The following is a 14,591-nucleotide window of genomic DNA, read 5'->3' on the forward strand; positions in this document are numbered from 1 at the left end:
TTAAATTGGCAACCTAGGTTTTGCGTGCATGGCAATAGGGATGGCAGTGGCGACCCGCCGCCGGCGAATGGTGAGGATATGAAGAAACTGGTTTGCGCCGGCGAGATCCTGGTCGAGATCATGGCCGAGCGGATCGGCCAGAGCTTCCTTGCCCCCGGCCCGTTGGTTGGCCCGTTTCCATCCGGCGCGCCGGCGATCTTCATCGACCAGGCGGCGCGGCTCGGTCAGCCGGCAGGGCTGATCGCCGCGGTCGGCGATGACGATTTCGGCCATTTGAACATCGAGCGCCTGCGTGCCGACGGCGCCGACATCTCGGCCATCAAGGTCCATAAAGGTGCGGCGACCGGAACCGCCTTCGTTACCTACGAGGCGGATGGCAGCCGGCATTTCGTCTACAACATCAAACAAAGTGCCGCCGGCCTGATCGAGATCGGCGCCGAGGCGCGCGCGTTGCTGGCCGGCGCCGATCATTTTCACGTCATGGGCACCTCGCTGTTCTCGCCCGAGGTGATCGAGGTGGCGCGCAACGGGATCGAGGCTGTCAAGGCGCGCGGCGGCACGGTCTCCTTCGATCCCAACATCCGCAAGGAGATGCTCGATCTGCCGGGCATGCGCGATGCCTTGCACTTCGTGCTCTCGAAGACCGACGTGTTCCTGCCGAGCGGGCCGGAACTGTTCATCTTCGCCAAGGCGACCGACGAAGAAGGCGCGGTGCGCGAGATGCTGGGACGCGGCATTTCCACCGTGGTGGTCAAGAAAGGCGCTGACGGTGCCGTTCACTATGACCAGACCGGTCGCACCGCGTCGCCCGGCTTCGCTGTAGACGAAATCGATCCGACCGGCGCCGGCGACTGTTTTGCCGCCGCCTTCGTCTCCTTCTGGCTGCGTGGAGCGACACCTGAAAACGCGCTCAGCATCGCCAATGGCTGCGGCGCGCTGGCGGTGACGAAGAAGGGACCGATGGAGGGCATCGCCTCACTTGCCGCCGTCGAAGCCTTCATCGAGACCGCCAAGACCGGAGCGCCGGCATGAGCCAGGCGACGGACAGGCTGGCGACGATCGCGGCGCGTCGCGCGGCCGGTGAGCGCTGCGGCATTGCCTCGATCTGCTCTGCTCATCCGCTGGTCATCGAGGCGGCGCTGCGCCATGGCAAGGCGCGCGGCGCCGACGTGCTGATCGAGGCCACCTGCAACCAGGTGAACCACGAGGGCGGCTATACCGGCATGACACCCGGGGATTTCCGCCGCTTCGTCGAGGCGATCGCCGGAAAGGCCGGCTTCCCGCTGGACCGGCTGGTGCTCGGCGGCGACCATCTCGGTCCCAATCCGTGGAAACACCTGCCGGCAGCCGACGCCATGGCGAAAGCGTCGCGCATGGTCGACGCCTATGCGGAGGCCGGCTTCACCAAGATCCATTTGGACACCAGCATGGGCTGCGCCGGCGAAGGCGCCGCACCGCCAGACGCGACGATTGCCGCGCGTGCGGCCGACCTGGCCGCGGTGGCGGAGGCCGCCACGGAACGAAAAGGTGCCAAGCCGGTCTATGTCATCGGCACGGAGGTGCCGGTGCCTGGTGGCGCTCTTGAGGCAATGGACCATCTGGCGGTGACGACACCGGAGGCGGCACGCGAGACGGTGCGCATCCACCGCGATGCTTTCGCCCAGCGCGGCCTCGACCGGGCTTTTTCGCGGGCGATCGGCGTCGTCGTGCAGCCGGGTGTCGAATTCGGCAATGCCGACGTGATCGCCTATCAGCCGGAACGCGCACGGGCGCTCGCCGGCACGCTCCGAGACCTGCCGCAATTCGTCTTCGAGGCCCATTCGACCGACTACCAGCCGGTGGCGGCACTGAGCGCGTTGGTCGATGACGGCTTCGCCATTCTCAAGGTCGGGCCGTGGCTGACCTTCGCGCTGCGCGAGGCGCTCTATGGCCTGAGCCACATCGCCGACATTCTCGCTCCCGACGCCTCGCGGGAAAGCCTGCCGGCGGCGATGGAGCGCGTCATGCTGGCGGCGCCGGGCAACTGGAAGAATTACTATCACGGCACCGAGGCCGAGCAGCGGATCGAACGGCATTTCTCCTACAGCGATCGTATCCGCTACTACTGGCCGGCGCCCGGCGCCCAACAGGCCGTGGGCGCGCTGATGCAGGTGCTTGGCGATCGCGACATCCCCTCTCCCCTCATCAGCCAGTATCTTGGCCGTCTCGACAGCGCGGTGGCGAATGGATCCGTCGCGCCAAAAGCAGGGGACTTGCTGATCGCTGGCGTGACGGAAGTTCTCGACATCTACGCCAGCGCGACCGGCTGACCTGCGGGATTACGGCAGCAAGACTAGCGCACCCGTGGTGCGCCGCGCTTCCAGATCGCGGTGCGCATCGGCGGCGTCGGCAAGGGTGTAGCGGGTCGGCGCCTCGACCCTGACCACGCCTTGCCGAAGCGCCTGGAAAAACCTGGCGACGTGCGGCGCGAGTTTTTCCGGCGTGTCGGTGTAGTGGGCATAGTTGGGCCGCGAAATGGTCAGCGACTTCGACGCGAAGCGCCCGATATCCCAATTGCCGACCGGCCCCGAAGCCTGGCCGAAGCTGACGAGATGGCCGCGCACGGCAAGGGCCGCGAGCGAGCCGCCGAATGTGTCATTGCCGACCGCATCATAGGCGACATCGGCGCCCTTGCCCCCTGTCAGTCGCATGACGGCCTCGGTGAAATTCTCACGGGAGTAGACGATGACATGGTGCGCGCCGAGACGCTCGACGATCCGCGCCTTGTCATCGCTCGACACGGTGGCGATGACAGTCGCGCCGAGGTGGCGCGCCCATTGCACCAGCAGCTGGCCGATGCCACCGGCCGCTGCATGGATGAGGACGATGTCGCCTGGCTGCACGGCGTGTACATCATGCAGCAGGAAACTGGCGCTGACGCCCTTGAGCAGGCCGGCGGCGGCGATCTCGTCCGGGATATCGTCGGAGAGATGAACCAGCAGTTCGGGCGCCATGTTGCGCCGCTCACTGTAAGCGCCGACCGGCGGACAGGCATAGGCAATGCGGTCGCCGGCGGAGAAACCCGACACCACCGAGCCAACCGCCTCGACGATGCCGGCGGCCTCCATGCCCGGCACGCCAGGCGGCTGCAGCAGGTCGAAAAAGCCGGTGCGGCAATAGACATCGATGAAATTGACGCCGATCACCGTGTGGCGGAGCCGCACCTCGTTCGGCGCGGGTTGTGGCAGGCCGATTTCCCGCAGTTGCAATTCTTCCGGGCCGCCATAGCGCTCGACCACGATCGCACGGGTCGTTGCGGTCTGGCCCGGCGCGAGCATTGGGGCGGCACGCGGCATCTCCACGGATGGTGGCGACGCGACCCGAAGCGTCCTTGTCTCGACCGGCGAGCCTGTGCTTCTGCTTCGCAGAAGATTGCGCACCGCCGTAAAGCCAGCCTGATAGATGCCTTCGGTGACCAGCTTGACCAGTTCGTCGCGGCGATGCGCCGGCGGGTGGAATTCGGAATTCCATTCCCAGAAGGTGGCGTTGCCGTCGGTCACCGGCTTCAACCGCAGCGAGGCGACGTAACCCATCAGCGGCAGCGGCGCTTCGAGCAGGCAATAGCTCAGCCGCCGGTCCCTGTCGGACAGCGCCAGCAATTGCTCGCGCAACTCGCCGCCGTCGTTCAGCCTGAAGTGGCGCACGGAGCCGACCGCATCGACCGGCTCGCCGCCCTCGATTTCGCTGAAGGCGATCGCCGGATGCCAGCGGTCATGGCCGTTGAAATCGCGCAGGATCGCCCAGACCTCGTCGACCGGCGCATCGATGATCGTGCTCTGGCGGACCTGGACCATCGGCCGGCGTCAGCGCCCGAACCGGTGCTTCAGCGCGGTCAAGCCGGCCTGGAACACGCCATTGCCGATCTGCTGCATCAAGGCTGCCTCGCGATCCGGCGCGCAGTCGAACTCCGCCTGCCATTCGGCGAGCGTCAAATTGCCGTCGGTGATCGGCGTCAGCGACAGCGTGGCGACATAGTTCTCCACCGCCATCGGACTTTCCAGGATCGCGTAGCTGCAGGACAGATCGTAGTCGGAAAGCGCCAACAGTCTTTCGCGGATGCGCCCGCCGTCCTTCAACGTGAAACTTCTGATGCAGCCGATCTGGTCGGGCTGCGCGTTCTGTTCGATGCGGCTGTCGGCAACGAACGGCACCCAGCTTGGCAATGCGTTGAAGTTGCGGACGAGTTTCCAGACTTCCGCTGTCGGTGCGGGAATGACAGAGGAGACATAGACCTTGGTCATGCTTGCGGGCCGGTGGTGGGCATGGCAGTCCGCGTATGCATTGTCTCGCGCCGCGCCAGATCGACCCCCACTCCGTCGAGCTTTGCTCGACACCTCTCCCCCGATCGACCGGGGAGAGGAAGGGTGCGAACCGTCCACGGCGGGCTCCCTTCCTCTCCCTCCGGAGGGGGGAGAGGTGGCGCTGCGAAGCAGCGACGGAGTGGGGGGACCACTTGGCAATCATCGCGAACCGACGCAGCATGGCAATCAGGCGCAAGGCATCGTCTCGCACGGCCCAATGAAGCGCGAGGAAACACCGCCCTCACCTCAGTGATCGCGGTCGTCATCGTCGTCCTTGGCGGCCTTGCCCTTGCCCTTCTTGTCGCGGGTCAGGCTGGAAATGTCCTTGGCGTCGCGCAGCACGTCGGTCATGCGGCCGAGCGAGCCGCCCTCGATGCCGATTTCCTTCATCAGATTGTCGATCATCGGCGCCTGCACCCGGTAGCGCAGTGCGGAATCGATCACCTCGTCGGTGACGTTGCGGTTGCCGCCGGCGCCACCGTTGATGCCGTCGACATGCAGGATCTTGATGCCGTCGATCTTCTCCATCGGCTTGACGCTCTCGCGGATGATGCCTTCCATGTGGTCGAGCAGTTTGCCGCGCAGACGCCCTGCCCGCGCAGCCTCGGAAAGGATGTTCTCGGCCTCGTTGAGCTGGCGATGGCCAGCGGCATCGACCTCGTAGCGCTGGGCGGCGGCAAGGGCGTGGATCTTCTCGGCCTCCGCCGAAGCGACGGCGGCGATCTTCTGCGCCTCGGCCAAGCTCTTCGCCGCCTTCATCTCGGCATCGGCGGCGGAGACGACGCGCAGTGCCTCGCGCTCGGCCTCGCGTTGCGCGCCGATCAGGTCGGTCAGCTTGCGGCGCTCGGCGATCTCGCGTTCGCGGGCCGTGAAGGCCTGTTCCTCTGCCTGGACGGCCTTGGCGCGAACCGCTTCGGAAGCGGCGATGGCGGAAGAGCGTTCCTGCGTTTTCTTGGCGATGTCGATCGCCTTCTGGATCTCGGCGATCTCGATCTTCTGGTCGCGGTCGACGCCGAGCTGCCTGATGTCACGCTCCTTGATCAGCCGCGCTTCCTCGATGCCGCGCTCGGTGGTGATGCGGGCGCGCTCGACCTCCTCGCTGGCCGAAATCTCGGCCTCCTCGAAGGCTTGGCGCTTGGCGATCTGCAGCGCCTCCAGATGACGCTCGCGTTCGATGCGGACCTCGTCGACGACGCGTTCCTGCGCAATGCGCGCCGTCTCGGTCGCCTGGTTCTCGACGATCTCGGCGCGGCGCTTCTCGGCCTCGGCCTTGGTCACTTCCAGTGCCTTTTCGGCCAGCGTAATCTGGCGTTCCAGTTCGGCAACCTCAAGCAGTTTCTTGCGCTCGATCTCGAGCTTGCTTTGCGCGCCCTCGCGCTCGATGCGGGCCTTTTCCAGCGACAGTTCGAGCGCGATCTGCTCGCGCTCGGTCAGCTCGCGCATCTTCATCTCGGTCTCGTCGAGCGAACGGCGGCGCGCGATCTCGCGGCGCTGCGTGTCCTCCTCGCTCTTGATGCGCTCCTCGGTGATGTTGCGCTCCTGGTTCAGCCGCGATTTCTCGACGGCTTCACGCGACGAAAGCTGCGCCTGCTCGGATTCCTGGTCGCGCAACGCACGCTCGATGGCGAGTTCAGACCGCTGCGCGGCGCGGCGGATCTCGACCTCGCGTTCCTGTTCGAGGCGGGCATATTCGGTGTCGCGGTCAATCTCCAGCACCTTGCGCTGGGTGTCGAGATTCTGGTTGCGGATATCGACCAGCGTGCGCTGCTCGATCTCGTTGCGCATGCGGCGCCTCGTCTCGATCGATTCCGTCAGCTGCGTCAGGCCTTCGGCGTCGAAGGCGTTGGACGGATCGAAATATTCGAGGCTGGTCTGGTCGAGATCGACGATGGCGACGCTTTCCAGTTCAAGCCCATTGGCGGCGAGCGACTCCTCGGCCAGCCGGCGCACCTTGGCGGCGTAGTCGCCACGCAGTTCATGCATCTCTTCCAGCGTCATCTGGGCGGCGACCGTGCGCAGGGCGCCGGCGAACTTGCCTTCGAGCAGTTCGCGCAGGCTGTCTGGCTGCAGCGTGCGGCGGCCCAGCGTCTGCGCGGCGGCGGCGACCAGTTCGCGGCTGGCGCCGACGCGCACGAAGAACTCGGCGATCAGGTCGACGCGCATGCGGTTGCGGGTGATCAGCGCAAGAGCATCCTCGCGCCGCACCTCGATGCGCAGGACGTTCATGTTGACCGGAGTGATGTCGTGCAGCACCGGGATGACGAAAGCGCCGCCATTCACCACCACCTTCTCGCCCATGAAGCCGGTGCGCACGAACGCCGTCTCCTTGGTCGAGCGGCGATAGAGCCACCGCAAGATGTAGACGGCGATCACCACGACGACCGCCGCAACGATCAGCCACAACAGGAAAGCGCCAAAGGTCTGCGCGTCCATGATCTATCCTCCCCAAGACGATGCGGCCGGCGCGAGGCGGCCGATTTCAAACATCCACCGGCACGGTGGCGAAGTCCAATTCTTCATGCCCGCCTCTGCAGCTTCGGCGCGATCGCGTGGAAGGCAGCGACCGCCGCGTCGACGAAAGGCGTGTCGTTGATGTTGGCCCGCACCCGTCCGACATGGCGCAAAGGTGTCTGGCGCGCGGTCTTCTCGATCGCCTCGAACAAAGCATTGTCGGCTTCCGGGTCGTGAAAGGGCTGGCCGGGCGCGTCGAGCATCGAGACACCGCCTTCCGGCAGCAGGAAGCGCACCGGGCCGTTCATGGCATTGAGCCGCGCGCCGATCCATTCGCCGAAGGCACGGTTCTCGTCGCGCGTGGTGCGCATCAGCGTGACGTTGGGATTATGGATGACGAATTTGCGGCTGCTGAATTTCTCCGGCACGCTGTCGCGAGGACCGAAATTGACCATGTCGAGTGCGCCGGCCGAGCCGACATAGGGCAGTCCGGTGCGGATCGCCGCACCAAAACGATCCTCGGTCGCCGGGAAGACGCCGCCGACGATCATGTCGGCCACTTCCGTGGTGGTGAGATCGAGAAAGGCCGACAGCAGGCGGGAATCGCCGAGGTTTTCCATGGCGCGTCCGCCGATGCCGGTGGCGTGGAAGACCAGGCAGTCATAGTCGGCTTCAAGTCGTTTCGTGACAGCTTGCACCAGGGGTGTGGTGACGCCGAACATGGTGATGCCGACGGCCGGCCGCGCCAGCTTGCGTCTTGTCTCCCACGCCTCGGCGTTGGGCAATTGCGCGACCATGCCGGCCATGGCGTGCGCGGCATTGGAGAGCACCTGTTCGGTGATCGAGTTCAGCCCCTGCACATCGGCGACCGAATGGAACATCATGATGTCGGCGCCACCGACATATTTGGCGACATCGCCGGCCGCCACCGTCGAGACCATCAGCTTGGGGATGCCGACAGGAAGCACGCGCATGCCGGAGGTTGCCAGCGTGGTGCCGCCCGAGCCGCCGGCCGATATGACGCCGCCGATGCCCGGTTCGCGTTCGATCCAGCGCGCGAAGGCTTCCGCCATGGCGCTGACCGAGCCGCCGCGATCATTGGTGAAGACGGCGGATGATCCTCTTGGATGCATGCCGGCGACCTGCATGGCCGGCACATCGGCGCTGGTCGGTTTTCCCGAGGTCGACAGATCGACGGTGCGTACCGGCAGGCCGAGCGACTTCAGCCGGTCGGCGACGAAGCGCAATTCCTTGCCCTTGGTGTCGAAGGTGCCGGCGACCAGCACCGTCCTGCCGATGCGCTCGGCAAAGGGGATGGCGAAGACCTTCTTCAGATCGTCCTGCGGTGCTGCCTTGTCGACCGCCGCCTGGCGCAGTTCGGTGACCGGCACGTTCCAGCGGTTGGGCAGTTCGGTGACAGGGCGATAGACGCCAATCTGTGACACCGCTTCGGTCGAACCGTTGGCGGTGCGGTCGACACGATAGACTTCCGCCAGTTGCTCCTTGGCTTGCGCGGCTTCGGCCGGCGTGACCTGTGCTTCCTCGGCATGGCGGCCGACACCGAGCAGGCGCTGCTGCAATTCGCGGTCCGCCGCAAGCGCCTTGGCGTCCATCAGCCTGTTGATGCGGCCGTTGACCATGATGGCGACCTGGTTCGACACAGCGGTCGCCACGCCGATGTTCTGCTCGATCACCAGTACCGCCATCTCGCCTTCGGCGGCGAGATCGACGAGCATGCGTTCGACCTGGTCGACGATGACAGGCGCCAGGCCCTCGGTCGGCTCGTCCATGACCAGCAGCTTCGGATCGCTGAGCAGCGCGCGCGAGATCGCCAGCATCTGCTGTTCGCCGCCAGACAGCTGCGAGCCGCCATTGCCGCGGCGTTCGGCCAGGCGCGGAAAGGTCTGGTAGACTCGCTCGACGGTCCAGCTGGCGTCACGCCGATTGCCAGCGGCGAGACGCAGATGCTCGTCGACCGTCAGGCTCGGCCAGACGCGGCGGCCTTGCGGCACATAGCCTACACCGAGGCGATGGATTTCGTGCGGCTCGAGTGACGTGATCTCGCGGCCATCGACGCGGATCGAGCCGGACTTGGCCCGTTTCAGGCCGGCGATGGTGTTGCAAAGCGTCGACTTGCCCATGCCGTTGCGGCCGACGACCGACAGCACGCCGCTTTCCAGCGTCAGCGAGACGCCCTGCAGCGCATGGCTCTCGCCGTAGAAGACCTGCAGGTCTTCTATCCTGAGGATGGCCCTGGTTGGCTTGCCGGAGGAGCCGGGGCGCTCAGCCATGCTTGCCCCCGAGATAGATCTCCTGCACCTCGGGATCGGCTTCGATTTCCTGCGGCGTGCCTTCCTTGAACAGGCGGCCATTGTGCATCATCGAGACATATTCCGAGACGCGCAGCGCGACATCGAGATCATGCTCGATGATGATGTAGCCGATATGCTTCGGCAGTGCGTTGAGGATGGCGACGAGGTCGCGGCGTTCGGTCGGGGAAAGACCGGCCGCCGGCTCGTCGAACAGGATGAAACGCGGCGCACCGGCGAGCGCCAGCGCGATCTCCAGCTGGCGCTGCTGGCCGTGGCTCAGCGTCGCCACCAGCGTGTCGCGGAGGGCCTCGAGATGGACGGCGTTGAGGATCGATTCCGCCTGCACCATGTTGACGTCAGTCGTTGCCGGGCGCAGCAGCGAAAATCGCCGACGCGAGACGCCGCGGCAAGCGAGAAAGATGGAATCGAGGACCGACAGGCCCTTGAACAATTGCGAGATCTGATAGGTGCGGCGCAAGCCGCGCCGGATGCGCTCATGCGGCGGCAGGTCGGTGATGTCCTCGCCGAAGAAGCGGATGCGCCCCGCCGTCGGCAGGAAATCGCCGGTCACGGCGTTGAACAGGGTCGTCTTGCCGGCGCCGTTGGAGCCGAGGACCGCGCGCCGCTCGCCGGCCGCGATCCTCATGGTGATGCCCGAGAGCGCCACCAGCGCCCCGAAGTGCCGCGCCACGCCATCGAGCTCCAGCGCATAGGCGCCGGTGCTCTGAAGACGGTTTGCTGCGAAGCTTTCGGTCACTGGCGGCTGCACTCTGCGTCGGTTACGGGCAGCTCGGATTGTCGCGGTTGACCGCGCCGAGCTTCATGAACTCGTCTTCGGGAATGCCGAGGGTCTGGTTGACCTGCGGCACGACCTTGACCAGCTTGTTGAGGAGGTTGCCGTCGGCGCCTTCGGTGACCTCGGTCAGGAAGATGTCGGCGATGGCGTTACGGTTCTTGTCGAGCGACACCTTGCCGGTCGGCGTGTCGAAGGACAGTTTCGACAGCGCCTCGCGCAGCTTCTTGCCGCCGTCGGAGACGTCGCCGCCGACCTGGTCGAGACCAAGCAGCGTCGCCTTCATGTCGACATAGTAGCCATGGGCGAAGAGCGAGGGCGAGGGAAACGCGCCCGGCTGCTTCTTGTAGGCCTCGACGAACGTCTTCCATGCCGGTGCGTCGTTGGTGTCGGCGGTCGGGCCGGCCGACGGCGTGCCCTTCAACACGTCCTTCAACTTGCCCTTCGACGTCAGCACCGTCTGGTCGACGGTGATCGAGCCGCCGATCAGCGGCGCGGTGCCGCCGCCCTGCTGGTACTGGGTCAGGAAGTTGACCGCATCGGCGCCGCCGAGCGCGACATAGATCGCATCGACGTCTTCCGGAATGGCGGCGATGACCGAGGAGAAGTCCTTGTTGCCGATCGGCACCCAGGATTTCGACGGCACGTGGCCACCGGCCTTGCAGAATTCGGCCATGAAGCCGAACACCTGCGTGTAGGGGAAGGAATAGTCCTCGGCGACGGTGGCGACCTTCTTGTAGCCCTTGTCCTTGAAGGCATAGGTGCCGAGACCGGCCATCCACTGCGCGCCATCGGTCGAGAAGCGGAAGAAATTCTCGGCCGGATCGCGCAATGTCGTGTCCTGCGCGGCCGAGGTGCCGTTGATGAAGGTCACGTTCGGCTGCGTCTTGGCGTAATCCTTGACGGCAATGCCTTCGTCGCCCGAGAGCGGGCCGACCAGAACCTTGACGCCGTCCTGCTCGACCAGCTTGCGTGCCGCGCGCACGGCGCTGTCGGGAGAAGCATCGGACGAGCCCTTGACGATCTCGATCTTCTTGCCGGCGACGGTGCCGTTCATCTCCGCAATCGCGGTCATGGCGCCGCGCTCGCCGTCCTCGCCGAGCACCGTGAACGGTCCCTCGAAGGTGGCGAGCAGGCCGATCTTGATGGTGTCGTCGGCAGCCAGCGCCATCGAAGGCGCGGTCAGCCCGGTGAACACCGCCAAGGCGAGCAATGTACGTCTATGCATCCTCATGATTTTTCCTCCCGTTGATTTCGTTTTGCAGTGGTTCATTCCATCCCGGTTGCTAGGGGCCGGGACGCAAGGACTCCTGGGCAAGATGTGGCTTGATCCTCCCCCACAACCCAAGAATTCCATCCGGTGAGACAAAGACGATCACCAGGAACACCAGGCCGATCAGCGTGTTGAAACGCTCGGCGCCGACGATGTCGATGGCGAAGGTCTGCATCAGGACGACGACGAGCGCGCCGAGAAACGGGCCGATCGGATGGCGCAGGCCGCCGATGACGGCGATGATCAGCACGTCGATCGCCGCGTCGACACCGATGGTGCCGGGCGAGACGCGGCCGTTGAACCAGACCAGCAGCACGCCCGCCAGTCCTGCGATGACGCCCGCCAAAGCCCAAGCGACGACCTTGTGCGCGGTGACGTGATAGCCAAGCGCGCGCATGCGGCGCGGGTTGTCGCGGATCGCCTGCAAGGTCATGCCGAAGGTCGAGCGCGAGCCGTAGAGCACCGCCGCATAGGACAGTACCGCGAGGCCAAGGCAAAGGTAGTAGAATGGTTTCGCGTCACGCCAGCCGATGCCCCAGAACACCGGCGCACGGATACCGGCATAGCCGGAATGACCGTTGAAGATGGCGTAGTTCTGCTGCGCGAAATAGTAGGTCGCGGTGGCGATCGCCAGCGTGATCATGATGGTGTAGATGCCCTCGGTGCGCACCGAGATCCAGCCGATCAGCGCCGATGCCAGTGCCGCCGCCAGAACCGCGAACGGCACCGCGAGCCACCACGGCCAGCCGAGGCCGAGTATGCTGGAATTGTTGTTGCCCAGGATGGCGATGGCGTAGGCGGAGATGCCGGCGACCGTGATCTGCGCCAGGCTGACCATCCCGCCATAGCCGGCGAGCAGCATCAGCGACAGGCCCAGCATGCCGAAGATCAGCGAATAGCCGCCGATTTGCGTCAGGAAGAAATCGGATGCCACCAGGGGATAGAGCACCAGTGCGACACCAAGGATGATGTGGCCGGCGCCGAGCTTCTCCAGCCAGTTCGGCTGCGTTGCGCTGGTGGTGGCGATGGCCAGGCTCATCGCGCCTTCCCCATGATGCCCTGTGGCCTGACCGCCAGCGTCACCACCATGATGACGAAGGTCAGCACGATGCCGTAGGTCGGGAAGTAGACGAGGCCGATCTGCTCGGCGAGACCGATGAGCAGCGCGCCGATGGCCGCGCCTGTGATCGAACCCATGCCGCCGACGATGACGACGACCAGCGAAGCCAGGAGATAACGTACGTCCTCGCCCGGCGCGACCGAAAGCGCCGAGCCACCGACGACGCCGGCAAAGCCGGCCAGGCCTGCGCCAACGGCAAAGACGATGGCGAACACCGCATGCACATTGACGCCGGATGCCTGCAGCATGGCGCGGTCGTCGACGCCGGCGCGGATCATCATGCCGATGCGGGTCTTGTGCAGCATCAGCCAGAGGCCGACGCCGATGACGATCGCCGCGGCCAGCACGACGACGCGGTAGAGCGGATAGGTGAGGAAGACCGAGGCGCCGTTGGAGCGCACCGCGGTGATGACGGGCAAGGTCAAGGCACCGTCGAGCCATTCCGGCGTGGTGATCTGGTACGTGCCGCCGGCCCACACAGCGAGCATCAGATCGGCGGCGACGATCGAAATGCCGATCGAGACCAAGGTCTGGCGAAGATCGTCGCCTTCGAGGCGACGGAAGACGAAGACCTGCATGACGACGCCGACAATGGCCAGCACGGCAAAACCGGCGGCCACGCCGAGCAGCCAGTAGCCGGTGCGGTTGGTAACCTCGTAGCCGATGTAAGCGCCGAGCAGATAGAGCGAGCCATGCGCGAGATTGACGTTGCGCATCAGGCCGAAGATCAGCGTAAAGCCGCTGGCGACGAGGAAATAGAGACCGGCCAGCGTGATGCCGTTGAGGATGGCGCTGACGAAAGCCTTCTTCGAGATCAGGATCGCATTCAGCCAATCCGGCCAGACGGCAAAGACCAGCCACGCGACGATCGCCGCGGCAAGCAGGCCGACGAGGCCCCAGGCCTGCTTGCGCGTCATGCCGCCGCTGCCGCTTGAGAGCGACGACGAAGTTGGCTGGTCGAGCAGGCTCATGCAGTCAGCCGCCGGCGCTGCTCGTTCATGCGCGGCGCCTTGTGGAACTTGCCATCCTTCATGATGGCGAGGATGCGGTTCTTGTCCTGCAGGATGCGCACATCCGAGATCGGGTCGCCATCGACCAGCAGGATGTCGGCGAGATAGCCTTCCTTGATCAGGCCGAGCTCGTCGCCCATGTTCATGATCTGACCGCCATATTTGGTGCCGGCCTGGATCGCCTCCATCGGCGAGAAGCCGAGCATTTCGACGAAGGTCTGGATGTCCTTGGCGTTGGTGCCCTGCGGCGTCCAGGCAAAGCCGTAGTCGCCGCCGATGCAGACGCGGATGCCGCGCCGGTGCATCTTCTTCATCGTCTCGACGCACATTTCGAGTTCGCGCTCATATTCGAGCGACAGCGGCGAGCCGGGCTTGATGCCCCATTGCTCGGCATGGCGCGCGGTGTTGATCAGCCAGGCGATGCCGGGCGCGACGAAGTGCTTGTCCTTGACCGATTCGAGCATGTCGAGCGCTTCCTCGTCGGCGAAGGAGGCGTGGTAGATGTTCTGGATGCCGTGGCGGACGCATTGCTTGACCGAGCCGGACGAGCGCGCATGCGCCGACAGCACCTTGTTGCGGCAGCGTGCCTCGGAAGCGGCCATGGCAACCTCTTCCTCCGACATCGGCGTCTCCTCGGCGCCCATGCCAGTGATGCTCTCGCCCGACAGGTTCAACTTGATGGAATCGACGCCGTATTTGATCAGCTGGCGCACGGTGCGGCGGATTTCCTCCGGGCCGGAGACGACGAGGCCGAGATTGAGGCCTTCATGCGGAATATGCGACGGCGCGGAATCGCCGAGGCCGCCGACCGTGGTGATCTCCGGACCCGCCGCGAGATAGCGCGGTCCGGGGAAGCGGCCCTGGTTGATGAATTTCTTGGCCACGACATCGAGGCGCGGCTTGGCGGCGGCCGCACCCCGGCCGGCGGTGAAGCCGGCATCGAGCACCAGCTTGGCCATCTCCATGGTGACCAGCATGTGCTCCTCGACCTCCATCATCTGGATGGGATCGATGCCAGGTGCGTTGTTCCAGGACAGATGCAGATGCGCGTCGATCATGCCAGGCATCAGCGTCGCGCCCATACCGTCGATCACCGTAGCCCCACCTCCATAGGATGAAGATGAAGGCGCGCCGAAGCGCGATGAGCCCTTGGTGATCTGCTTGATACGGTTGCCCTGCACCAGCACTTCGCCGGTGTAGGGATATTCACCTGTCGCGTCGAGCACGCGCACATTGGTGAAGAGCGTGCTGCCCGAGCCGTTTGCGTTCCAGCTGTCGTCTGCCATAACAAG

Annotated in this window: 11 protein-coding genes; 2 read left to right on the plus strand and 9 right to left on the minus strand. The window is 65.3% G+C overall.

From position 1 onward, the window contains the following. Window positions 1-78 precede the first annotated feature (78 nt). Together LB568_RS04295 and LB568_RS04300 are read left to right on the plus strand one after the other, a co-directional pair. A complete protein-coding gene (locus LB568_RS04295) occupies window positions 79-1,032 on the plus strand; it encodes a sugar kinase (RefSeq protein WP_224729255.1) in 954 nt (317 codons plus the stop codon). Then, window positions 1,029-2,309 carry a D-tagatose-bisphosphate aldolase, class II, non-catalytic subunit gene (locus LB568_RS04300; RefSeq protein ID WP_224729265.1) on the plus strand — a complete coding sequence of 427 codons (1,281 nt, stop codon included), beginning with the start codon at window positions 1,029-1,031 and terminating at the stop codon, window positions 2,307-2,309. Before LB568_RS04295 ends, LB568_RS04300 begins: the two co-directional genes overlap by 4 nt. A gap of 9 nt (window positions 2,310-2,318) precedes the next feature. Here LB568_RS04300 and LB568_RS04305 read toward each other — a convergent pair whose 3' ends face one another. The 9 genes from LB568_RS04305 to LB568_RS04345 all read right to left on the minus strand — a co-directional run bounded on the left by LB568_RS04305 (window position 2,319) and on the right by LB568_RS04345 (window position 14,585). Further along, a complete protein-coding gene (locus tag LB568_RS04305; protein WP_224729267.1) occupies window positions 2,319-3,833 on the minus strand; it encodes a zinc-binding dehydrogenase in 1,515 nt (504 codons plus the stop codon). Window positions 3,834-3,842: 9 nt separating this feature from the next. Then, window positions 3,843-4,280: an SRPBCC family protein gene (locus LB568_RS04310; protein WP_140780712.1), complete on the minus strand. Its 438-nt coding sequence runs from the start codon at window positions 4,278-4,280 to the stop codon at window positions 3,843-3,845. Between the two features lie 306 nt (window positions 4,281-4,586). After that, entirely contained in the window at window positions 4,587-6,773 is a 2,187-nt protein-coding gene (locus LB568_RS04315) for a flotillin domain-containing protein (protein WP_224729268.1), read from the minus strand. Window positions 6,774-6,856: 83 nt separating this feature from the next. Next, on the minus strand, window positions 6,857-9,082 hold the full coding sequence (locus LB568_RS04320) for an ABC transporter permease (RefSeq protein ID WP_224729270.1): 2,226 nt from the start codon (window positions 9,080-9,082) through the stop codon (window positions 6,857-6,859). Further along, entirely contained in the window at window positions 9,075-9,860 is a 786-nt protein-coding gene (locus LB568_RS04325) for an ABC transporter ATP-binding protein (protein WP_013896886.1), read from the minus strand. The genes LB568_RS04320 and LB568_RS04325 overlap by 8 nt, the downstream gene beginning before the upstream one ends. Before the next feature lie 22 nt (window positions 9,861-9,882). After that, on the minus strand, window positions 9,883-11,130 hold the full coding sequence (locus tag LB568_RS04330) for an ABC transporter substrate-binding protein (protein WP_023777065.1): 1,248 nt from the start codon (window positions 11,128-11,130) through the stop codon (window positions 9,883-9,885). Between the two features lie 52 nt (window positions 11,131-11,182). Beyond that, window positions 11,183-12,208: a branched-chain amino acid ABC transporter permease gene (locus LB568_RS04335; protein ID WP_140572776.1), complete on the minus strand. Its 1,026-nt coding sequence runs from the start codon at window positions 12,206-12,208 to the stop codon at window positions 11,183-11,185. After that, window positions 12,205-13,260 carry a branched-chain amino acid ABC transporter permease gene (locus LB568_RS04340; RefSeq protein ID WP_140780708.1) on the minus strand — a complete coding sequence of 352 codons (1,056 nt, stop codon included), beginning with the start codon at window positions 13,258-13,260 and terminating at the stop codon, window positions 12,205-12,207. The genes LB568_RS04335 and LB568_RS04340 overlap by 4 nt, the downstream gene beginning before the upstream one ends. Beyond that, window positions 13,257-14,585, minus strand: coding sequence for a metal-dependent hydrolase family protein (locus LB568_RS04345; protein ID WP_140780707.1), 1,329 nt, complete (start codon window positions 14,583-14,585; stop codon window positions 13,257-13,259). Before LB568_RS04345 ends, LB568_RS04340 begins: the two co-directional genes overlap by 4 nt. Window positions 14,586-14,591 lie beyond the last annotated feature (6 nt).

Source organism: Mesorhizobium sp. B263B2A, assembly GCF_020165775.1.
GTDB classification, from domain to species: Bacteria; Pseudomonadota; Alphaproteobacteria; order Rhizobiales; family Rhizobiaceae; genus Mesorhizobium; species Mesorhizobium opportunistum.

Excerpts from the sequence above, each read along its gene's own strand:
- LB568_RS04305 (WP_224729267.1), bottom strand. The coding sequence starts at position 3,833 with ATGGTCCAGGTCCGCCAGAGCACGATCATCGATGCGCCGGTCGACGAG.
- LB568_RS04330 (WP_023777065.1), bottom strand. The coding sequence starts at position 11,130 with ATGAGGATGCATAGACGTACATTGCTCGCCTTGGCGGTGTTCACCGGG.
- LB568_RS04335 (WP_140572776.1), bottom strand. The coding sequence starts at position 12,208 with ATGAGCCTGGCCATCGCCACCACCAGCGCAACGCAGCCGAACTGGCTG.
- LB568_RS04310 (WP_140780712.1), bottom strand. The coding sequence starts at position 4,280 with ATGACCAAGGTCTATGTCTCCTCTGTCATTCCCGCACCGACAGCGGAA.
- LB568_RS04295 (WP_224729255.1), top strand. The coding sequence starts at position 79 with ATGAAGAAACTGGTTTGCGCCGGCGAGATCCTGGTCGAGATCATGGCC.
- LB568_RS04345 (WP_140780707.1), bottom strand. The coding sequence starts at position 14,585 with ATGGCAGACGACAGCTGGAACGCAAACGGCTCGGGCAGCACGCTCTTC.
- LB568_RS04340 (WP_140780708.1), bottom strand. The coding sequence starts at position 13,260 with ATGAGCCTGCTCGACCAGCCAACTTCGTCGTCGCTCTCAAGCGGCAGC.
- LB568_RS04300 (WP_224729265.1), top strand. The coding sequence starts at position 1,029 with ATGAGCCAGGCGACGGACAGGCTGGCGACGATCGCGGCGCGTCGCGCG.
- LB568_RS04315 (WP_224729268.1), bottom strand. The coding sequence starts at position 6,773 with ATGGACGCGCAGACCTTTGGCGCTTTCCTGTTGTGGCTGATCGTTGCG.
- LB568_RS04320 (WP_224729270.1), bottom strand. The coding sequence starts at position 9,082 with ATGGCTGAGCGCCCCGGCTCCTCCGGCAAGCCAACCAGGGCCATCCTC.